At 72.3% G+C, this 19349-nt stretch carries 17 protein-coding genes and 2 riboswitches; of the genes, 10 read left to right on the forward strand and 7 right to left on the reverse strand.

From position 1 onward, the window contains the following. Positions 1–56: 56 nt before the first annotated feature. From ACFRMQ_RS20815 to ACFRMQ_RS20830, 4 genes are all read right to left on the reverse strand, one after another. Entirely contained in the window at positions 57–1715 is a 1659-nt protein-coding gene (locus tag ACFRMQ_RS20815; RefSeq protein WP_380731987.1) for a cytochrome bc complex cytochrome b subunit, read from the reverse strand. Further along, entirely contained in the window at positions 1712–2764 is a 1053-nt protein-coding gene (locus ACFRMQ_RS20820; RefSeq protein WP_380731988.1) for a Rieske 2Fe-2S domain-containing protein, read from the reverse strand. The genes ACFRMQ_RS20815 and ACFRMQ_RS20820 overlap by 4 nt, the downstream gene beginning before the upstream one ends. Before the next feature lie 8 nt (positions 2765–2772). Beyond that, the gene (locus ACFRMQ_RS20825; RefSeq protein ID WP_380731989.1) at positions 2773–3582 is read right to left on the reverse strand and encodes a c-type cytochrome; all 810 of its coding nucleotides are present in this window, start codon (positions 3580–3582) and stop codon (positions 2773–2775) included. A 187-nt stretch (positions 3583–3769) separates the two neighbouring features. Further along, positions 3770–4390 (reverse strand): heme-copper oxidase subunit III, encoded by a 621-nt coding sequence (locus tag ACFRMQ_RS20830; RefSeq protein ID WP_316520843.1) that lies wholly within the window; start codon positions 4388–4390, stop codon positions 3770–3772. A gap of 398 nt (positions 4391–4788) precedes the next feature. Here ACFRMQ_RS20830 and ACFRMQ_RS20835 point away from each other — a divergent pair, with 398 nt between their 5' ends. The 3 genes from ACFRMQ_RS20835 (at position 4789) to ACFRMQ_RS20845 (ending at position 8087) form a co-directional block, all read left to right on the forward strand. After that, positions 4789–5214, forward strand: a complete 426-nt coding sequence (locus tag ACFRMQ_RS20835; RefSeq protein ID WP_380731990.1) for a hypothetical protein — start codon at positions 4789–4791, stop codon at positions 5212–5214. Between the two features lie 150 nt (positions 5215–5364). Then, entirely contained in the window at positions 5365–6441 is a 1077-nt protein-coding gene (trpD, locus tag ACFRMQ_RS20840) for an anthranilate phosphoribosyltransferase (protein WP_380731991.1), read from the forward strand. 107 nt (positions 6442–6548) lie between these two features. After that, positions 6549–6667: riboswitch (SAM riboswitch) on the forward strand. 52 nt (positions 6668–6719) lie between these two features. Beyond that, positions 6720–8087 (forward strand): aminotransferase class V-fold PLP-dependent enzyme, encoded by a 1368-nt coding sequence (locus ACFRMQ_RS20845; protein WP_380731992.1) that lies wholly within the window; start codon positions 6720–6722, stop codon positions 8085–8087. 3 nt (positions 8088–8090) lie between these two features. Here ACFRMQ_RS20845 and ACFRMQ_RS20850 read toward each other — a convergent pair whose 3' ends face one another. Next, complete coding sequence (locus ACFRMQ_RS20850; RefSeq protein WP_380696208.1) at positions 8091–8372, reverse strand: Lrp/AsnC ligand binding domain-containing protein; 282 nt, start codon at positions 8370–8372, stop codon at positions 8091–8093. A 41-nt stretch (positions 8373–8413) separates the two neighbouring features. Beyond that, entirely contained in the window at positions 8414–9196 is a 783-nt protein-coding gene (locus ACFRMQ_RS20855; protein WP_380731993.1) for a rhomboid family intramembrane serine protease, read from the reverse strand. 201 nt (positions 9197–9397) lie between these two features. On the opposite strand from ACFRMQ_RS20855, the gene ACFRMQ_RS20860 reads away from it, so the two are divergent. The 6 genes from ACFRMQ_RS20860 to ACFRMQ_RS20885 all read left to right on the forward strand — a co-directional run bounded on the left by ACFRMQ_RS20860 (position 9398) and on the right by ACFRMQ_RS20885 (position 16556). After that, positions 9398–9661, forward strand: a complete 264-nt coding sequence (locus ACFRMQ_RS20860; protein ID WP_380731994.1) for a hypothetical protein — start codon at positions 9398–9400, stop codon at positions 9659–9661. Continuing rightward, positions 9661–11226 (forward strand): NYN domain-containing protein, encoded by a 1566-nt coding sequence (locus ACFRMQ_RS20865; protein WP_380731995.1) that lies wholly within the window; start codon positions 9661–9663, stop codon positions 11224–11226. The genes ACFRMQ_RS20860 and ACFRMQ_RS20865 overlap by 1 nt, the downstream gene beginning before the upstream one ends. A gap of 201 nt (positions 11227–11427) precedes the next feature. After that, the gene (locus ACFRMQ_RS20870) at positions 11428–12465 is read left to right on the forward strand and encodes an NlpC/P60 family protein (protein WP_380731996.1); all 1038 of its coding nucleotides are present in this window, start codon (positions 11428–11430) and stop codon (positions 12463–12465) included. Positions 12466–12802: 337 nt separating this feature from the next. After that, positions 12803–12956: riboswitch (cyclic di-AMP (ydaO/yuaA leader) on the forward strand. Positions 12957–12966: 10 nt separating this feature from the next. Beyond that, on the forward strand, positions 12967–14085 hold the full coding sequence (locus ACFRMQ_RS20875; RefSeq protein ID WP_380731997.1) for an NlpC/P60 family protein: 1119 nt from the start codon (positions 12967–12969) through the stop codon (positions 14083–14085). Between the two features lie 231 nt (positions 14086–14316). Then, a complete protein-coding gene (locus tag ACFRMQ_RS20880; protein ID WP_380731998.1) occupies positions 14317–15363 on the forward strand; it encodes an NlpC/P60 family protein in 1047 nt (348 codons plus the stop codon). Positions 15364–15425: 62 nt separating this feature from the next. Next, complete coding sequence (locus ACFRMQ_RS20885; RefSeq protein WP_380731999.1) at positions 15426–16556, forward strand: hypothetical protein; 1131 nt, start codon at positions 15426–15428, stop codon at positions 16554–16556. A 38-nt stretch (positions 16557–16594) separates the two neighbouring features. Here the strand turns inward: ACFRMQ_RS20885 and ACFRMQ_RS20890 are convergent, their stop codons facing one another. Next, a complete protein-coding gene (locus ACFRMQ_RS20890) occupies positions 16595–17965 on the reverse strand; it encodes a glycosyltransferase 87 family protein (RefSeq protein WP_380732000.1) in 1371 nt (456 codons plus the stop codon). A 214-nt stretch (positions 17966–18179) separates the two neighbouring features. Between ACFRMQ_RS20890 and ACFRMQ_RS20895 the strand changes: the two genes are divergently transcribed. After that, positions 18180–19316 (forward strand): glycosyltransferase family 4 protein, encoded by a 1137-nt coding sequence (locus tag ACFRMQ_RS20895; RefSeq protein ID WP_380732001.1) that lies wholly within the window; start codon positions 18180–18182, stop codon positions 19314–19316. Positions 19317–19349 lie beyond the last annotated feature (33 nt).

The following is a 19349-nucleotide window of genomic DNA, read 5'->3' on the forward strand; positions in this document are numbered from 1 at the left end:
CGACCAGATGAACTCTGGTCAGCGGCCCTCGGGGTGACGCGGTGGTGCCTACGGGATCAGTGGTGGCCGTGGCCGCTGGTGATCTCGTGGTGCTCCTCGGCGGTCGGCTTGGGGATCTGGCTGCCCTCGCCGTAGAAGCCGCGGGAGAGCTTGGCCTGGGCGCGGGTGAGGGCGCCGGCCTTGCGGGCCACGCCGTTCTCGTCCGTCTGGGCCGGCAGCTCGATCGGCTGGTTCTGCTCGTGCGCGGTGAGCTTGTGCAGGTCGCCCTGCGGCAGCTGGGCGTGCACCTCGACGAACTCGCCGTGCGGCAGGCGCTTGATGACGCCCGTCTCGCGGCCGTGCAGCACCTTCTCCTTGTCACGGCGCTGGAGGCCGAGGCACCAGCGCTTGGTGATGATGAAGACCGCGACCGGGACGACGAAGAAGCCGACGCGGACGAAGTAGGTGATCGCGTTGATCGACAGGTGCAGGTGGGTGGCGAACAGGTCGTTGCCACCACCGATCAGCAGCACCAGGTAGAGGCTGATCCAGGCGGCACCCAGGGCGGTGCGGACCGGGGCGTTGCGCGGGCGGTCCAGGATGTGGTGCTCGCGGTTGTCGCCGGTGACCCAGCTCTCGATGAACGGGTAGACCGCGATGGCGACCAGGACCAGCGGGAAGATCATCAGCGGGACGAAGACACCCAGGTTCAGGGTGTGGCCCCACAGGCCGATCTCCCAGCCCGGCATGACGCGGATCAGGCCCTCGGAGAAGCCCATGTACCAGTCGGGCTGGGCGTCGGTCGACACCTGGTCCGGACGGTACGGGCCGACCGACCAGATCGGGTTGATCGTGGCGATCGCCGAGATGGCGGCGATGATGCCGAAGACCAGGAAGAAGAAGCCACCGGCCTTGGCCATGTAGACCGGCATCAGCGGCATGCCGACGACGTTCTTCTCGGTCTTGCCCGGGCCCGCCCACTGGGTGTGCTTGTGGTAGAAGACCAGGATCAGGTGCGCGACCAGCAGGCCGAGCATGATGCCGGGGATCAGCAGCACGTGGATGGTGAAGAACCGCGGGATGATGTCGTGCCCGGGGAACTCGCCGCCGAACAGGAACATCTGGATGTAGGTGCCCACCAGCGGGACGGCGAGGATCGCGCCTTCCATGAAGCGGATACCGGTACCCGACAGCAGGTCGTCCGGCAGCGAGTAGCCGAAGAAGCCGTCGAACATGCCCAGGACCAGCAGCAGGAAGCCGAAGACCCAGTTGATCTCACGGGGCTTGCGGAACGCGCCGGTGAAGAACACGCGCAGCATGTGCACGAGCATCGCGGCCACGAAGACCAGCGCGGCCCAGTGGTGGATCTGGCGGATCAGCAGACCGCCGCGGATCTCGAAGCTGATGTCCACCGTGGAGGCGTACGCCTCGGACATCGGGAGGCCCTTGAGCGGCACGTACGAGCCGTCGTAGACGACCTCGGCCATCGAGGGCTTGAAGAACAGCGTCAGGTAGACACCGGTCAGGATGATGATGACGAACGTGTAGAGGCAGATCTCGCCCAGCATGAAGGACCAGTGGTCCGGGAAGATCTTCCGCAGGTTGGCCTTGGCGAGGGAGTAGATCCCCAGCCGGCCGTCCGTCCAGTCAGCCGCGGCTTCCCACTTGTTGGCGGGCTTCTCACGCGTGCTGGAGGGCTTGGCGGCACCGGTCGTGGTGCTGCTCGCGCTACTCATCGAGCACGCTCCCAGTAGCTCGGGCCGACGGGCTCAGCGAAGTCGCCGGTGGCGACCAGGTTGCCCTTCTCGTCAGTGGTGATCTTCAGCTGCGGCAGCGGGTGGCCGGCCGGGCCGAAGATGACGCGGGCGCCGTCCGCCAGGTCGAAGGTCGACTGGTGGCAGGGGCAGAGCGCGTGGTGGGTCTGCTGCTCGTACAGGCTGATCGGGCAACCGACGTGGGTGCAGATCTTGGAGTAGGCGAGGATGCCCTCGAAACCCAGATCCTTGGACTTCTCGTCCTTGATGTCCTCCGGCGCGATGCGGACCAGCATCAGGGCGTCCTTGGCGATCCGCTGCTGGAAGTCCTCGCTGTGCGTGGACAGACCCTCCGGCATGGCGAAGGTCAGCGAGCCGACGATGATGTCCTCGGGCTTCATCGGCTGCATGGTGTTCATGTTGATGAGCGGCAGCGGCTTGGCCTCGGTCGCCTCCTTCCAGCCGGTCTCCTTGAGCTTCTTCTCGGGAAGCGGGCCGAGGTCACGGAGCAGGACCACGCCGGAGAGCGGGACCAGCGCCATGGAGCCGATCAGGGTGTTGCGGATCATCTTGCGACGGCCGAAGCCGGACTCGGCGGCGCCGGTCTTGAACTGCTCGATGACGTCCGCGCGGACCTCGTCGGGGGCCTCGATCGGGTGACGCTCGGCCGGCAGCTCGACGTCCGACATCAGGGTGCGGGCCCAGTGGACCGCGCCCGCGCCGATCATGAACAGCGCCACGCCCAGGGTCAGGCCGAGCGCGAAGTTCAGCGCGCTGACGTGACCGAGCGGGAAGATGTAGACGATCTTGTCCGGGTCGATGGCCACGTACGAGGCGATGAAGCCGATGGTGGCGAGCATCGAGACCACGAACATCAGCGAGACCTGGCGCTCGGCACGCGAGGCGGCCTTCTCGTCGATGTCGGTGCGACGGGGCTCGTGGGCCGGCAGGCCCGGGTCGGCGAACGGGCTGCCGTGGTCGGCCACCTCGCCGGCGGAGCCGTGGGGCTCCGGGAGCTTCTCTTCTGACATGTCGTGGCTCATGACTTCTTGGCCTTGGTGGTGTGGGCGGCGACCCAGATCGCGACCGCGATGAGCGTGCCGAGGCCGAAGATCCAGCCGAACAGACCCTCGGTCACGGGACCGAGGCTGCCCAGGGTGAGACCGCCGGGGTTGGGCTCATCGTTGGTGGTGTGGCGGACGAAGGCCACGATCTGCTTCTTCTGCTCCTCGGGCATGGTGGTGTCCGGGAACGACGGCATGTTCTGCGGGCCGGTCTGCATGGCCTCGTAGATGTGCTTGGCGTCCACGCCCTCGAGCGACGGGGCGTACTTGCCCTTGGTCAGGGCACCACCCTGGCCGGAGAAGTTGTGGCACTGGGCGCAGTTGGTGCGGAACAGCTCGCCACCCTTGGACAGGTCCTCGGGGTTGGTCGAGGTGTACTGCTCCTCCTTCGGGGTCACCGGGCCGGGACCGAGGGAGGCGACGAAGGCGGCGAGCTGGTCGATCTCGCCCTGCGAGTAGATGTTCTTCTTGCGCGGGACCTGGGCGCCGGGCTGCTGGGCCGGCATGCGGCCGGTGCCGACCTGGAAGTCGACAGCGGCGGAGCCGACGCCGACCAGGCTCGGACCGTCGCTGCTGCCCTGGCCGTTCAGGCCGTGGCAGGAGGAGCAGCCCACGGCGAAGAGCTTCTTGCCCTCATCGATCGCGAGCGACTGCGCGGCGACTTCGGCCTGCGCCTTGTCGGCGGGCGCGAACGCGGCGTACAGCCCCCCGGTTGCCGCCAGGGCGAGAAGTAGGACGACCAGCGCCGCCAATGGGTGGCGCCGTCGTGCGGAGAGCTTTTTCACGGAATAACCCCGGTGTCAGGATCTGGTCGACTGGTGGGTGCACCCGGCGGCCGGTCTGGCCGTCACGAGGCCGCCCGTCTAGGGCTGCGCGCGCGGTCGGTCGGTGGGAGCGTCGGCACCGGCAGAAGCGGCCCGTCGCCGGTGAGGGCGGGGGCCGCAGCCGGTGGCCAGCGACCTGATCAGCTGGTTACTTGATCAGGTAGATGGTCGCGAACAGGCCGATCCACACGACGTCGACGAAGTGCCAGTAGTACGACACGACGATCGCGGCGGTGGCCTGCTCGTGCGTGAAACGCTTGGCTGCGTACGTCCGTCCCAGGACCAGCAGGAAGGCGATCAGACCACCCGTCACGTGCAGCCCGTGGAAGCCGGTGGTCAGGTAGAACACCGTGCCGTACGGGTCGGAGGACAGCGACAGGCCGTCCTTCTTGACCAGATCGGTGTACTCGAACACCTGGCCGCCGATGAAGATCGCGCCCATGGCGAACGTGAGGATGAACCACGCCCGGAGCTTCTTCACGTCACCGCGCTCGGCGGCGAACACGCCGAGCTGACAGGTGAGCGAGGAGAGCACCAGGATCGTGGTGTTGACCGAGGAGAACGGCACGTTGAGGGCGTGGGCCTTCTCGGTCCAGAACTCCGGCCCCTTGACGGAGCGGAGCGTGAAGTACATCGCGAAGAGGGCCGCGAAGAACATCAACTCGGAACTGAGCCAGACGATCGTTCCGACGCTGACCATGTTCGGCCGGTTGACCGATCCGTGCGCGTGCCCGGTTTCTACTGCTGTTGCTGTCGCCACGACGGACATTATGTCGGTCCCTTATTCCGTCTTCACGTCGGGGGGTGTCCCTCGGAGTGTCCGGTGCGTGCGGTATGCCCGCTTGGCGGCCGGCGGGGGGTCCGGGTGGGGACTGAGCAGCGGCGCGTCCCTTTTCTGATGGTTCCTCGGAGCAGCCTACGACCCCCTTGCCCAGCGCGTCGTTGCACGGTCGGAGCAGTCCCGGAAGGTAGGGGAGAGGGGAACGGGGTCGGCCGTACGGGTGGACCGGGCGGGGTCGGGTGACGGGCCGTCCTCCGGGCGGGTGAGTCCGGGGCCGCGGCGGCTCGGGGAGGAACCTGTGCGAGGGGGACTCGGTGGCGGGTGATCCGGAGTAGCATCCGGATCAGGCGAACGTGGTCCGGATCACACTTGAGGGAGCAGGGCCCATGGCGTACACGACCGATGAGACGCTCACCGTCCTCGTCTACAGCGACGACCGCAACACCCGCGAGCAGGTGCTGACGGCGCTCGGCCGTCGGCCCGCCGAGGATCTTCCGGGACTCTCCTACCTGGAGTGCGCGACCACCCCCGCGGTGCTCAAGGCGCTGGAGAAGGGCGGAGTGGACCTCTGCCTGCTGGACGGCGAGGCGGTGCCGGTCGGCGGGCTGGGCCTCGCACGGCAGCTCAAGGACGAGATCTACGGCTGCCCGCCGGTGCTGGTGCTGATCGGTCGGCCGCAGGACTCCTGGCTCGCCGCCTGGAGCAGGGCCGACGCGGCGATCTCCCGCCCGGTGGACCCGGTGGCCCTGGCCGAGGCGGTGGCCACCCTGCTGCGGGCCCGGCTGGCGAAGCGCGCTCCGGCGGTCCGCTGAACGCGGCCCCGGCCGCGGTCGGGAGAACCGGGGCCGAAAGGAACAAGGGTCGAAAGAACAAGGGGAGAAGCGACCGCTTCGCTCGATAGGCTGGCTCCATCCGTACGGACGTCCCCCCTGCGGGGGAACCGACAACAGCTGGAGTCAGCCATGGTGAACGTGAACCCTGCGAACGGCGGTAGCGACCCCGCGCAGGTGGTCCGCTCCTGGCCGGATCTCCTGACGGCCCTGTTGAAGGGGGAGGACCTCGACCGCTCGTCCACCGCGTGGGCGATGGACCGGATCATGAGCGGCGAGGCGTCCCCCGCCCAGGTGGCCGGGTTCATGATCGCGCTGCGGGCCAAGGGCGAGTCGGTCGAGGAGATCACCGGCCTGGTCGACGCGATGTACGAGCACGCCGAGCCGCTGGAGATCCCCGGCCCGGCGGTGGACATCGTCGGCACCGGCGGCGACCGGGCGAAGACCGTCAACATCTCCACCATGTCGGCGATCGTCGCGGCGGCCGCCGGCGCCAAGGTGATCAAGCACGGCAACCGCTCGGCCTCCTCCGCCAGCGGCTCCTCGGACGTGCTGGAGAAGCTCGGGGTGGCGCTGGACCTGTCGGCCCGGCGGGTGGCCGAGGTGGCCGAGGAAGTCGGTCTCACCTTCTGCTTCGCGGCGAAGTTCCACCCCTCGATGCGGCACGCCGCCACCGCGCGGGTCGACCTCGGGGTGCCGACCGCCTTCAACATCCTCGGCCCGCTGACCAACCCGGCGAAGGTCACCGCGCACGCCGTCGGCTGCTTCGACACCCGGCTGGCCGGGCTGATCGCCGGGGTGCTGGCCCGGCGGGGCGCGACGGCGCTGGTCTTCCGCGGCGACGACGGACTGGACGAGCTGACCGTCACCACCACCTCGCGGGTGTGGCTGGTGCGCGATGGGGTGGTCACCGAGGCCACCTTCGACCCGCGGGACGTCGGCATCGAACTGGTCGGCATCGAGGCACTGCGCGGGGCGGACGCCTCGTACAACGCCGAGGTCGCGCGGCGGGTGCTGGCGGGGGAGCGCGGGCCGGTGCGGGACGCCGTCCTGCTGAACACGGCCGCGGCGCTGGTGGCGCTGGACCTGGGTGAGGCGCCGCTCGCCGAGCAGCTGGCGGCGGGCATGCGGCGCGCCGCCGAGGCGATCGACTCCGGCGCGGCGCAGGACCTGCTGCGGCGTTGGTCGGAGGCCACCAGCCGTAACTGAGGCGGTCGTCGGAAGCCCGTGCCGGAACGCCGGCGCGGGCTTCCGTGCTGTCCGGATGCCGGACGGCCGTTTGACCGCCCGCTGGGCGGGACCTAGAGTCTTCGCCAGGTCATGAGTGACAGCGCCAAGCCCCAGCTTGCTGTCCGGCAACCCTCCGTCCGTGGCGGGGTGCCCTGGGTGAGGACCGGGTCGTCACGGCAAGCCGTCCGTGCGACAAGCGCGGACACCGGACGACTTGCACTCCCGGGGTCCCTCACCCGTAGAAGGAGTGCATCCTCATGTCTTCCACCGCCACCGAAATCTGCGCCCCGCTCGCCGTCCTCGGCGCCGACGTCCAGGTCCCGCTCGCCAGCGGTGAGAAGGTCGGCTACGCGGCGCTCGACTACGCGGCCAGCTCGCCGGCGCTCCAGCGGGTCTGGGACGACGTCGCCGCCTACGCGCCGTACTACGGCAGCGTCCACCGCGGGGCCGGGTACCTCTCGCAGCTGTCCACCGACCTGTTCGAGCAGAGCCGCCGCACCGTCGGCGAGTTCCTCGACCTGCGCGACGGCGACCAGGTCGTCTTCACCCGGGCCACCACCGACTCGCTCAACCTGCTGGCCGCCGCGGTGCCGGCCGGCACCCGGGTGTTCGCCTTCGAGACCGAGCACCACGCCTCGCTGCTGCCCTGGGCGCACGCCGGACTGGGCGTCACCTACCTGCGGGCGCCGCGCTCGCGGGCCGAGGCGGTGGCCGCGCTGGACGCCGCGCTCGCCGAGGCGCCCGAGGGCCCCAAGCTGCTGTGCGTCACCGGCGCCTCCAACGTGACCGGCGAGCTGTGGCCGGTCGCCGAGCTGACCGAGACCGCCCACCGGCACGGCGCCCGGGTGGTGCTGGACGCCGCCCAGCTGGCGCCGCACCACCGGGTCTCGGTGCGCGAGCTGGACGTGGACTGGATCGCCTTCTCCGGCCACAAGATCTACGCGCCGTTCGGCGCCGGGGTGCTGGCCGGCCGGGCGGACTGGCTGGACGCGGCCGAGCCGTACCTGGCCGGCGGCGGGGCGACCCGGACGGTGGCCCGGGAGACCGACGGCTCGGTGGCCGTGCAGTGGCACACCGGCCCGGCCCGGCACGAGGCCGGCTCGCCGAACGTCATCGGCGCCTACGCGATCGCCTCGGCTTGCCGGGCGCTGACCGAGGCCGGCTTCGACGCGCTGGAGGCCCGCGAGCGGCAGCTGATCGCCCGCCTGACGGCCGGGCTGGCCGGAATCCCGCAGGTCAAGGTCCTCAACCTGTTCGGGGCCGACTCCGCCCGGGTGGGCGTGCTGTCCTTCGTCGTCCAGGGCTGGAACAGCTCGCACTTCTCGGCCGCGCTGTCCGCCGAGTACGGCATCGGGGTGCGCGACGGCCTGTTCTGCGCCCACCCGCTGGTGCGCACCCTGCTCGGCGACGAGGAGGTCGCCCCGTCCGAGTGCGGCGCGCCGGAGCCCTCGCTGCCGGGTGAGCGCAGCCTCAACGCGATCCGGGTGAGCTTCGGGGCCGGGACGCCGGACGAGCACGTCGACCGCTTCCTGACCGCCGTCCGGGAGCTGGTCACGGACGGTGCGGCCTGGAACTACCGCAACGAGGGCGGGCGCTGCGTCGCCGACACCCGGCGCGCGGGCTGACCGCTACTCGTCCAGGCCGAGGGCGAAGGCGGCTTCCAGGTCGTGCTGGGAGTAGGTGCGGAAAGCGATCTGGGTCTCGGTGTCGGCCACACCCGGGACCTTGTTGAGCCGGCCCGGGATGACCTCGGCCAGGTCGTCGTGCCGGCGCACCCGCACCATCGCCACCAGGTTGTAGCCGCCGGTCACCGAGTAGACCTCGCTCACGCCCTCGATGGCGGCGATGGCCTCGGCGATCTCCGGGATGCGGTCGACACTGGTCTTGATCAGGACGATGGCGGTGATCACTTTTCGGGCTCCTTTGTGAGGTGCCGCCAGCGTATCGGGCGTCAGCCGGGTCGTCGCGGGGGGTGGCGGGCCGCGGCACAGGCGAGGAGGAACCCGGCGCAGAAGCCGATCACGTGGACGAGGTACGCCACTCCCGGGCCCGCCGAGTGCACCGACCACCACTGCAGGGTGAACCAGAGGCCGAGCACCAGCCAGGCGGGGAAGCGCAGCGGCAGGAAGAACAGCAGCGGCACCAGGGTGGTCACCCGGGCCCGGGGGTGGAAGCGCAGGTAGGCGCCGAGGACGGCGGAGATCGCGCCGGAGGCCCCGATGAGCACCCGGACGGAATCCGGGGAGTGCGCCTCGGCGAGCGCGAAGCCGTACGTGCTCAGGCAACCGGCGGCCAGGTAGAACACGGCGTACCTGGCCCGGCCCAGCCGCCGTTCGACGGTGGGGCCGAAGACGTGGAGGAAGAGCAGGTTCCCCAGCAGGTGCAGCCAGCCGGCGTGCAGGAAGAGGCCGGTGAGGGCGGACAGGGCCGGGTGCTTGCCGGGGGTCGGGGCGGCCGGGCAGCCCGGGACCGGGTCGGGGGCCCCGGCCAGCTGTTCGGCGGTCAGCGGCCGCCCGGCCAGCAGTTCGGCCGGGACGGCGCCCCAGCGCTGCTCGTACCGCTGCTCCGCGCAGACCCGCGTCTGGCCGGAGCCGTACAGCGGATTGAGTCCGGCGGCCGGGCCGAGCAGGAAGACCAGGGTGTTGAGCGCGATCAGGGCGTAGCTGACCGCCGGGGCGGTCGCCGCCGGGCGGCCGCCCCGGGCGGCGGTGTGGTCGGAGGCCGCGAGCGCCATGCGGCCAAGCATCCCTCCGGGCGCCCCAGGTGACACGACGGTTTACGGCAGGTGGACCAGTGCGGTTGTTCGGGCAACCGGTGGTCGCGGCGGTTGCCCCAGGCAATAGGCTTGGGGCGGGCATTCCCGCCTCCCGCCGCCGACGCCGGGGCTCCGTGGGGAGCGCCTAGCCCACCCAGGGACCACCCGAGAGGACCCCCGATGACCGTCCCCGCCCTGACCTCCGAGACGCGCTGGCGCTGCACCCTGTGCGGCAACCTCACCCGCTTCGACGTGACCCGCACCGCGCGGGTGACCGAGTTCCTGCACTTCGACCTGGCCGGCGAGTCCAAGGTCGAGGAGACCGAGGTCCTGAGCCAGACCATCGAGTCGGTGCGCTGCCGCTGGTGCAACGCGGTGGACCAGGTCGAGCTGGTGGCTCGTCCGGGTGCCGAGGGCGCGGAGGCCCCCGCCGAGCAGGGCTGATGCCCGTCGGTGCGGCGGGCGGGTGCGCGACGCCTCCGTCCGCCGCACGGGACAATACAGAACAAGACGCACGGAGCGTGACGACAGGGGCGGCCGCCGCCGTACCCCGCTGGACCAGGATCGGAGCCGAGGACGTGGTGGACGCAGCGAAGGAGCCCGGCGAAGCCCAGGGGCTTCAGCCCGCTGCGGCCGAGGCCCCGGCCGGGGCGGCCGGGGCGGCGGAGGACTCCGCGGGGCCCGAGGCGGAGCGCGTCGTCGAGAAGCTCGACCGGCCGCTGCCGGAGGGGGTGCGCCGGCGGGTGGTCGGGCTGGCCTCGGACGCGCTCGGCGGGCTGCCGTCGGCGGAGCTTCCGCAGAGCCTGCGCCAGTACGTCAAGTTCACCCCGGCCCGGCGGGCCAAGTACGCGGCCACCGCGCTGGCGGCGGCGCTGGAGGCGGAGCCGTCCTTCCGGGTGCGGATAGCGGAGCGGCTGCGACTGGGGCAGCCGGACCTGGTGAAGGCGCTGGAGTCGGGCACCGTCCCGAGCGCCGCCGATCCGATGGACGTCGCGGCGGCCGCCTACCTGGTGCGTTCGGCGGGCTGGAGCCGGCTGGTGGCCGAGGCCGGCGAGGAGGCCGAGCGGGCCGGCGCCGAGGACGCGGCCGCGGAGGCGGTCCGGCTGGTGGAGAAGCTCCAGGCCGAGCTGGCCGAGGTGCGGGCCTCCGCGCGGGCGGACCTGGACCGGCAGCGGGCCGAGTCCGAGGGCGTCCGCAAGGAGGCCGAGTCGCTGCGCAAGAAGGTGCGGTCGCTGGAGAGTGACACCCGCCGGGCGCAGGCGGAGGCCCGCCGGGTGGCCGGGGAGCTGGAGTCCGCGAAGGCGCAGGCCGCCGCCGAGCGCGGCGCGGCCGAGACCGAGGCGCGCAGGCTCCGGCACCGGGTCTCCGAGCTGGAGACCGCGGCCGAGCAGGGCCGGCGGTCGGCCCGGGAGGGGCGCAGCGTCGAGGACATGCGGCTGCGGCTGCTGCTGGACAGCGTGCTGCAGTCGGCCCAGGGGCTCCAGCGGGAGCTGGCGCTGCCGGTCTCCCAGATCCGTCCGGCGGACCTGGTGGAGGCGGTGGTGCCGGGGGCGGCCTCGCCGCACGACGTGGCCCGGCGCGGGCTGGCCGAGGACGATCCGGCGCTGCTGGACCAGTTGCTGGCGATCCCCCAGGTGCACCTGGTGGTGGACGGCTACAACGTGACCAAGACCGGCTACCCGGCGCTGCCGCTGGAGCAGCAGCGGATCCGGCTGCTGGGCGGGCTGGCGATGCTGGCCCAGCGCACCCAGGCGGAGGTCACCTGTGTGTTCGACGGGCAGGACCTGGACGTCCCGGTGATCATGGCGCCGCCGCGCGGGGTCCGGGTGCGGTTCAGCCGGACCGGGGAGACGGCCGACGAGCTGATCCGCCGTCTGGTGCGGGCCGAGCCGCAGGGGCGTCCGGTGGTGGTGGTGTCCACCGACCGGGAGGTCGCGGAGGGCGTGCGGAAGGCGGGCGCGCGCCCGGTGGCGTCGGTGCTCCTGCTGAACCGGCTGGCCCGGCCCTGAGCCCGGATCAGGACGTCATGATGCCTGGTCGGACAGGGTTTCCGGGGCCGGTGCGGGTTCCGTGAAGTCAGTGCGGTGACCGGAGTTCACACGTTCGGGGGAGTAGCAGAACGGATAGAACTTCACTAGGGTCAGGTGTCAAACCTATTTTCCGGAATCTCATCCCATCAGGTGAGTCCGATGGAAGAAGGAGCCGGACACTTGGCCTCCCACCGCCGTCCCAGGCAGCCGAGCCGCGCACGGATCTCCGTGCTCACCGCTGCCGCCGCGACCGCGGTCGCCCTCTCCGCCCAGGTGGCCGCGCACGCCGCGCCGCAGCCGAACACCTCGGACGTCAAGGCACAGATCGACCAGCTCCAGCAGGAGCAGGAGCAGGCCGCGGAGAAGTACAACGGCGCCAAGGAGCGGTCCGACCAGCTGCGCAAGCAGGCCGACCAGCTGCAGGACCAGGTGGCCCGCGGCCAGGAGGAGATGACCCGGCTCCAGGGCGGCCTGGCCGAGGTGGCGGGCGAGCAGTACCGCACCGGCGGCATCGACGCGTCCGTCCAGCTGATGCTCTCCTCCGACCCCTCCGGCTACCTGGAGAAGGCCTCCACCATCCAGCAGGCCAGCAGCAGTCAGGCCGAGGCGCTCAAGAACCTGCTGGAGCAGCAGCGCCGGCTGGACCAGGAGAAGACCGAGGCGGCCGCGGTGCTCTCCTCGCTCGACACCACCACCAAGGACCTGAACCAGGCCAAGACGGACGTCAACGCCAAGCTGAAGGCCGCCCAGGACCTGCTGAACTCGCTCAGCGCCGCCGACCGCGTCGCGCTGAAGGCCCAGCAGGCGCAGGACGAGCGCGCCTCGCGCGGCAGCGACCGGGTGGACCTCGGCAGCCTGCCGGCGGCCAGCGGCTACGCGGCCACCGCGGTGGCCAAGGCGATGGGCAAGCAGGGCTCGCCGTACGTGTGGGGCGCCACCGGGTCGACCACCTTCGACTGCTCGGGCCTGATGGTCTGGGCGTACGGGCAGGCCGGCGTCTCGCTGCCGCGCACTTCGCAGGAGCAGGGCCACTACGGCACCCGGGTGCCCTCGCTGGACCAGGCCCAGCCGGGTGACCTGGTGGTGTACGGCCCCGACATGCACCACGTCGGGATGTACATCGGCAACGGCATGGTGGTCCACGCGCCGCACACCGGTGACGTGGTGAAGGTGATGAAGGCCGACGCGATGCAGATCAACACCATCCGCCGGGTCTGACGGCCCGACATGCCCGGGGGGCCTTCGCGGTCCCTGTGATCAGCGCCACCTCCACTCGGGGTGGCGTTCGGGTTTCCCGCCCCTCTCGTGACCACATGCTGAGAACTGATCAGCCTTGTGTGCGCCAGTGGTCACCATCGGTCATTTTCACAAAAGAACTTGGGTAATCTTCTGTCTTTTTTCTGACAAGGATTTGAACGGATCACGGTTCAGTTACTAGGGTCGTGATCCGAACCACCGCACTGTCGATCGCCCAGCCAGGGTGGCGGCGGTGGTTTCCGCCGAGTTCGCGAGGCAGCGGGGCAGGTCGAAGCGACTGCCCGACAGGGGAGCCCAGTAATCGGGGGCGCTGCGGAGCGGAGCCGGGGAACCACGTTCCTCCGGGGTGAATCGGCGCCAGGTCGGCCGCGGGAGCGGCCGTGAGGCGTCGTAGGGCATGCTTCCGGCCCGAACCCGTCAGCTCACCCGGTAGGCGGACGTAGGAAGAAGGAGTCCGCCTTCGTGGCGTCCCATCGTCGTCCCAAGCCCGCCGGCCGCACCCGGGTCTCGATCATGACCGGTCTCGCCGCCGCGGCCGTCGCCCTCTCCGCGCAGTCCGGCGCCCACGCCGACCCGCAGCCGACCAAGGAACAGGTCAAGGAGCAGGTCGACCAGTACAACGAGCAGGCCGAGGTCGCGACCGAGAAGTACAACGCCTCGCTGGAGAAGCAGCAGGAGCTGGAGAAGCAGGTCTCCGGCCTCCAGGACCAGGTGGCCCGTCAGCAGGCCCAGGTGACCGAGCTCCAGGGCGGGCTCGCGGAGATCGCGGGCGAGCAGTACCGCAACGGCGGCATCTCGCCGACCGTCCAGCTGATGTTCTCCTCCAGCCCGGACACCTTCCTGAACCAGGCCGGCGCGCTGAACCAGGCCGGGGACAGCCAGAAGAACCAGCTGAAGCAACTCCAGGAGCAGCAGCGCAAGCTGGACCAGGACCGCACCGAGGCCCAGGGCAAGCTCGCCGAGCTGGACTCGACCACCCAGCAGCTGAAGTCCTCCAAGGAGGAGGTCCAGAGCAAGCTGAAGGCTGCCCAGGACCTGTTCAACACGCTCTCCGCGCAGGAGCGCCAGGCGATCCAGCAGGCCGACCAGAAGGCCGCCGCGGAGGCCAAGGCCAAGGCCGACGCCGCCCAGGCCCAGCAGGGCGGTGCCGACCGCGCCTCGCGCGACAACGGCCGCAGCGACCTCTCGGCGCCCACGACCACCGCTCCGGTGAAGGTGGCCGCCGGCAGCTCGCGCGGTGCCGCCGCCCTCTCGTACGCGGCCTCCAAGATCGGCAGCCCGTACGTCTGGGGCGCCACCGGCCCGAGCTCCTTCGACTGCTCCGGTCTGATGGTCTGGGCGTACAACCAGGCGGGCGTGTCGCTGCCGCGCACCTCGCAGGCGCAGGCCGGGGCCGGCACCCGGATCGGCACCGACCTCTCCCAGGCCCAGCCCGGCGACCTGCTGATCTTCTACAGCGACGCCCACCACGTCGGCATCTACGCCGGCAACGGCCAGGTGCTGCACGCCCCCAGGACGGGTACGTCGGTGCGCTACGAGGCGGTCTCCAACATGCCGCTGACCTCCATCGTGCGGGTCTGATCCCCGCTCGGGCGCTTCCGGGCCCGGTCTTCCCGTCAGGGGAGGCCGGGCCTGCGGCTTTTCCGGGGCGCTCGATCTGATGTCCGATAAGTGGTCGAATATTCGGGTTGGCAGGGGTTTGGACTCGCTTGCCCGGACTCGCTAACGTCTGCCACCGGACTTCCGCTCGACGGCCGCCCGCACTGGTGCGGCGGCGGGGGCCCGCGCCGCAGGATTGGAGCCGCTGCCGCCATGCCCGTGCACCGTCGTTCCCCACTGCTCGCCCGGGCGCTGGTGCTGACCGCGGCCGCCGCCACCGCGCTGGGCGTGGCCGCCGGGGGCAGTGCCCAGGCCGCCCCCGGCACCCCGGACCCGACCGACCGCCAGGACGTCAAGACACAGGTGGAGCAGCTGTACGACGAGGCCGAGCAGGCGTCCGAGAAGTACAACGCCGCGCAGGAGGCGCAGCGGCGGCTCCAGGGCGAGACCACCATCCTCCAGGGGGAGATCGCCCTCGCCCAGGACCAGCTCAACCAGCTGCGCGGCGACCTGGCGACGGTCGCCGGGGCCGAGTACCGCGGCGGCGGGATGACCCAGACCGCCCAGCTGATCCTCTCGCCCGACCCGGAGGGCTACCTGGCCCGGGCCCGCACCATGGGCCAGGCCGCCACACGCCAGCAGGAGACCCTGCGCGAGCTGCTCGCCCGTCAGCGCAGGCTCGACCAGCGCCGCGCCGAGGCGGCCGACAAGCTCGTCGAGCTGGACGAGACCCGCCGCTCGCTCGCCGACGGCAAACAGCAGATCCAGCAGCGGCTGGCCGCGGCGCAGAAGCTGCTCAACGGCCTGGGCTCCGGCGAACGGGCCCGGCTGGCGGCCCAGGACGCCCGGGACGCCGAGCAGCGCGCCACCCGCGGCACCGACCGGCTGGACCTCGGCTCCGCGCCGCCCGCCTCCGAACGCGGGGCCGCCGCGCTGGCCGCCGCGGTGCGGATGATCGGCTCGCCGTACGTCTACGGGGCCACCGGGCCGAACGCGTTCGACTGCTCCGGTCTGATGTACTACAGCTGGCGGCAGGCCGGAGTGACCCTGCCGCGCACCTCGCAGGCCCAGGCGTACGCCGGGCAGCGGATCAGCCTGTCCGAAGCGCGACCGGGAGACCTGGTGATCTTCTACCGGGACATGCACCACGTCGGCATGTACGCCGGCGGCGGTGTGATCGTGCACGCCCCCCGCCCGGGTGCCAAGGTCCGCTACGAGAGCGTCACCGCGATGCCGGTCTCCGGGGTGGTCCGGCTCTGAACGCCCCGCCGTCCGGCTCCTCCCGGATACCCGGCCCCCGCCGCCCGCTGTCCCGGCGCGGCGTGCTGCTGCTCGCGGCCGGCGGGCTGGCCCAGCTGTCGCTGCCGCCGGCCGCCCCGACGGCGGCCACCGCGGCGCGGTCGGCGGACCGGCGCGCCGAGGTGGCCGGGGCGCTGACGCGGCGGGCCGGCTCGGCGCCGCCCTGGGCCGGGCTGCCGGTGGCCGGGGCGGAGTACCGCAACCTGGTGCTCGCCGGGTCCGGCGGGCCGGAGCGGGTGACCGCCGCCGCCGACCTGGCGGTGCGCATCGCCGGGTACGACGCGTACCCGGTGGTGTACCCGCGCCGGATCGAGCTGGCCCGGACCGGGGACGGCTGGCGGGTCGAGCGCGAGGAGAGCGCGAGCGGGCCGCCCGCGCCGTGGGACTTCGGGCCGCTCCGTTCGGTGCCGGGCGCGCACTGCCTGGTGGTCGGGCCCGCCGCCGGCCCCGACCCGGCCGAGCTGGTCGCGGTGGGGGACCGGGCGGTGCCCGCCGTCACCGAGGTCTGGGGCCGCGCCTGGCCGGAGCGGCTGCTGCTGGAGCGGCCGGCCACCGAGGAACAGTTCGCCCGGCTGCTGGAGGGCGACCCGGCGGACTGGGCGGGCATGGCGGCGGTCACCGTGGCCGCCCCCGGCGCGCCCCGGCACACCCCGGCGGACCGGGTGCTGGTCAACCCGGAGGCGTACGGGCGGCTCAGCGACTTCGGCCGCCAGGTGGTCGTCACCCACGAGGCCACCCACGTCGCGACCAGGGCCGACACCCGCGCCTGGACCCCGATGTGGCTCTCCGAGGGCGCCGCCGACTGGACCGCCTACCGGGACTCCGGCCGTGCCGCGCGGCAGATCGCCCCCGAGCTGGCCCGGGACGTCGCCGCCGGGAAGCTGCCCGCCGCGCTGCCCGCCGACCGGGACTTCGCCGCCGGCGCGGCCGGCATCGCCCAGGCCTACGAGCAGTCCTGGCTGGCCTGCGACCTGATCGCCCGCGACCACGGGCCGCAGCGGCTGGTCGCCTTCTACCGGGCCGTCGGCGCGGCCGACGGGCAGGGCGAGGACCGGGAGGACCGGACCGACCGGCTGATGCGCCGTGAGCTGGGCGTCGGCCTGGAGGAGTTCACCCGGCTCTGGCTGGAGCGGGTGGCGGCGCTCAAGGACTGACCGGGCACGGGGCCGGGGTGCGACCGCCGGCCGCCGGATCAGCGGCGCTGCTCGGCCGGGGCGCCCGGGTGGTCGATGCCGTCCAGCAGGTCCTGCTCGTAGGCGATCCCCGGGCGCACCGGGTAGCCGGCGGCCGGCAGCGCGGCGGGCTCGCGGTCCAGCACCACGGTCGGCGGCAGCGGCGCCTCGCCGCGGGTGGAGCGCCAGAGCCGGATGCCGGAGAGCACGGCCGCGGCCAGCAGCAGCAGGTTGCGCAGGGCCAGGACGGTGACGCCCGCCGGTTCGCTGGCCAGGACCTGGCTGAACACGGTCGGGAACTCGGCCTGGGTCAGCGGGCAGGCCAGCAGGATCAGCACCGCCACCGGCCGCTGGCTGGTGCCGCGCACGGTCAGGCAGACCGCCGCGACGCCGACCAGCCAGACCAGGTACTGCGGGCTGATCACCCGGCTGGTGACCACGAAGATCAGCAGCGCGCACAGCGCCGCGTCGTACATGGTGGCCGCGTTGCGGCGCTTGGAGGTGAAGCGCCACAGCAGCAGCCAGCCGAAGCCCAGCACGGTGCCGGCCATCATCACCTTGCTGATCACGCCGACCCACGGCCCGAGCATCTCGGGGGAGCCGTAGTTCATGGTGACCCTGCCGTCCCAGGCCCCGGCGAGCCGGGCGAAGTGCAGCGGCAGCGCGCCGAGCGACTCGACCTCGATGCCGCGGTCCTTCTGGAAGGCCAGGAAGTCGAAGGCGCCGTTCATCCCGGCGGCCAGGAGGAAACCGATGGAGACGGCGGTGGCGCCGGCCAGCGTCCAGGAGCGGCGGGTGCGGCGGCCGGAGGGGGTGCCGATCAGGCCGAGCAGCGGCCAGACCTTGACGATGCCGCCCAGGCCCAGCAGCAGCCCGCCGATCGCCGGGCGGCGGATCAGCGCCAGCAGGCCGGCCACGGCGACCGCGGTGACGATGACGTCGAAGCGGTTGTAGATCATCGGGCCGAGCAGTGGGACGCCCACCACCCACATCCAGGCGCCGGTCAGCGCCCGGCCCCGGCGCAGGCCGGTGCGGACCAGTAGCGCGGCCGCGGCGGCGTCGGCGATCCCGCAGATCACCCAGAACGAGACCATGTACGACCACGGCAGCAGGCCCGGCAGCAGGATCACCAGGGCGGCGCCCGGCGGGTACTGCCAGGTCACGTCGTCGAACGGGAAGGTGCCGGTCTGGAGCACGCCGTACCAGGCGTGGTAGATCATCCAGACGTCGGCGGTGACGTCACCGCCGGGCCCCTTCAGCGCGCCGGTCGTCAGCAGCACCAGCAGGGCCCGGGTGGCCACCCAGGTGGCGCCGAGTGCGGCCAGCGCCCCGAGCGGGCGGCCGAGGCGGCCGCGCGGAGAACCGGGCTCGGTGGCCGGGGCCAATTCCACTGCGCTCCTCGTTCGTCTCGTACGTCCCACCGGAGGCGTCGTACCGACGGACGCCCGGGCCGCGTCCTGGACGACGGCCTAGGTACTAGGACAGACCCGGGGGTCAAACGGTTGCCGTGCGTGGTTCCGTTCCCGGCGGGTCGTGGTGTTGACCTATCGTACGGATCACCCAGCGGTACACCGCGCACCCCCCGACCGAGCGAGCCGTGGCCTGATGCACAGAACCTTGATCGTCACCAATGACTTCCCGCCCCGCCCCGGTGGCATCCAGGCCTTCGTCCACAACATGGCCGTCCGTCAGCCCGCTGGCAGTGTCGTGGTGTACGCCTCGACCTGGCGGGACGGCGCCGAGGTGGCCCGCTTCGACGCCGAGCAGCCGTTCCCGGTGATCCGGGACCGGACGAAGGTGATGGTTCCCACACTGCGGGTCACCCGGCGGGCCGCCGAGATCCTGCGCGCGGAGAAGTGCGACTCGGTCTGGTTCGGCGCCGCCGCCCCGCTGGGGCTGATGGCGCCCGCGCTGCGCCGGGCCGGCGCGGCGCGGCTGCTCGGCATGACCCACGGGCACGAGGCCGCCTGGGCCCAGCTGCCGGTCTCCCGGCAGCTGCTGCGCCGGATCGGCGCGGGCACCGACGTGCTGACCTACCTGGGCGAGTACACCCGCTCCCGGATCGCCGCCGCGGTCGGGCCGCGGGCCGCGGGCCGGATGGTGCAGCTGCCGCCGGGCGTGGACGAGACGACCTTCCACCCGGCCTCCGGGGGCGCCGAGGTGCGCCGCCGGCTGGGGCTGGCGGACCGGCCGGTGGTGGTCTGCGTGTCCCGGCTGGTGCCGCGCAAGGGCCAGGACACCCTGATCGAGGCGATGCCGCAGATCCTCGCCGACGTGCCGGACGCGGTGCTGCTGATCGTCGGGGGCGGCCCGTACCGGGCGGACCTGGAGAAGCTCGTGGACGCCACCGGCGTCCGGGACTCGGTGCGGTTCACCGGCGCGGTGCCGTGGGAGGAGCTGCCCGCCCACTACGGGGCCGGGGACGTCTTCGCGATGCCCTGCCGCACCCGGCGCGGCGGGCTGGACGTGGAGGGCCTGGGCATCGTCTACCTGGAGGCCTCGGCGACCGGCCTGCCGGTGGTCGCGGGCGACTCCGGCGGCGCGCCGGACGCGGTGCTGGAGGGCGAGACCGGGTACGTGGTGCCCGGCGGCTCGGCCCCGGCGGCGGCCGAGCGGATCGTCCGGCTGCTGCGCGACGAGGAGCTGCGGCGGCGGATGGGGGAGGCCGGGCGGCGCTGGGTGGAGCGCTCCTGGCGCTGGGACCTGCTGGCCGGGCGGCTGACCTCGCTGCTGGCGGGGTGAGCGCCGCCGGGTGACGCGTACGGGCCCCGCCTC

The sequence above is a fragment of the Kitasatospora sp. NPDC056783 genome (genome assembly GCF_042789895.1).
In the GTDB taxonomy this organism is placed as follows: Bacteria; Actinomycetota; Actinomycetes; order Streptomycetales; family Streptomycetaceae; genus Kitasatospora.

What these genes read in the sequence shown, in the direction of transcription:
- ACFRMQ_RS20815 (WP_380731987.1), bottom strand. Translation starts at nt 1,715, where the DNA reads ATGAGTAGCGCGAGCAGCACCACGACCGGTGCCGCCAAGCCCTCCAGC.
- ACFRMQ_RS20820 (WP_380731988.1), bottom strand. Translation starts at nt 2,764, where the DNA reads ATGTCAGAAGAGAAGCTCCCGGAGCCCCACGGCTCCGCCGGCGAGGTG.
- ACFRMQ_RS20845 (WP_380731992.1), top strand. Translation starts at nt 6,720, where the DNA reads ATGTCTTCCACCGCCACCGAAATCTGCGCCCCGCTCGCCGTCCTCGGC.
- ACFRMQ_RS20860 (WP_380731994.1), top strand. Translation starts at nt 9,398, where the DNA reads ATGACCGTCCCCGCCCTGACCTCCGAGACGCGCTGGCGCTGCACCCTG.
- ACFRMQ_RS20855 (WP_380731993.1), bottom strand. Translation starts at nt 9,196, where the DNA reads ATGGCGCTCGCGGCCTCCGACCACACCGCCGCCCGGGGCGGCCGCCCG.
- ACFRMQ_RS20835 (WP_380731990.1), top strand. Translation starts at nt 4,789, where the DNA reads ATGGCGTACACGACCGATGAGACGCTCACCGTCCTCGTCTACAGCGAC.
- ACFRMQ_RS20830 (WP_316520843.1), bottom strand. Translation starts at nt 4,390, where the DNA reads ATGTCCGTCGTGGCGACAGCAACAGCAGTAGAAACCGGGCACGCGCAC.
- trpD (WP_380731991.1), top strand. Translation starts at nt 5,365, where the DNA reads ATGGTGAACGTGAACCCTGCGAACGGCGGTAGCGACCCCGCGCAGGTG.
- ACFRMQ_RS20895 (WP_380732001.1), top strand. Translation starts at nt 18,180, where the DNA reads ATGCACAGAACCTTGATCGTCACCAATGACTTCCCGCCCCGCCCCGGT.
- ACFRMQ_RS20865 (WP_380731995.1), top strand. Translation starts at nt 9,661, where the DNA reads ATGCCCGTCGGTGCGGCGGGCGGGTGCGCGACGCCTCCGTCCGCCGCA.
- ACFRMQ_RS20880 (WP_380731998.1), top strand. Translation starts at nt 14,317, where the DNA reads ATGCCCGTGCACCGTCGTTCCCCACTGCTCGCCCGGGCGCTGGTGCTG.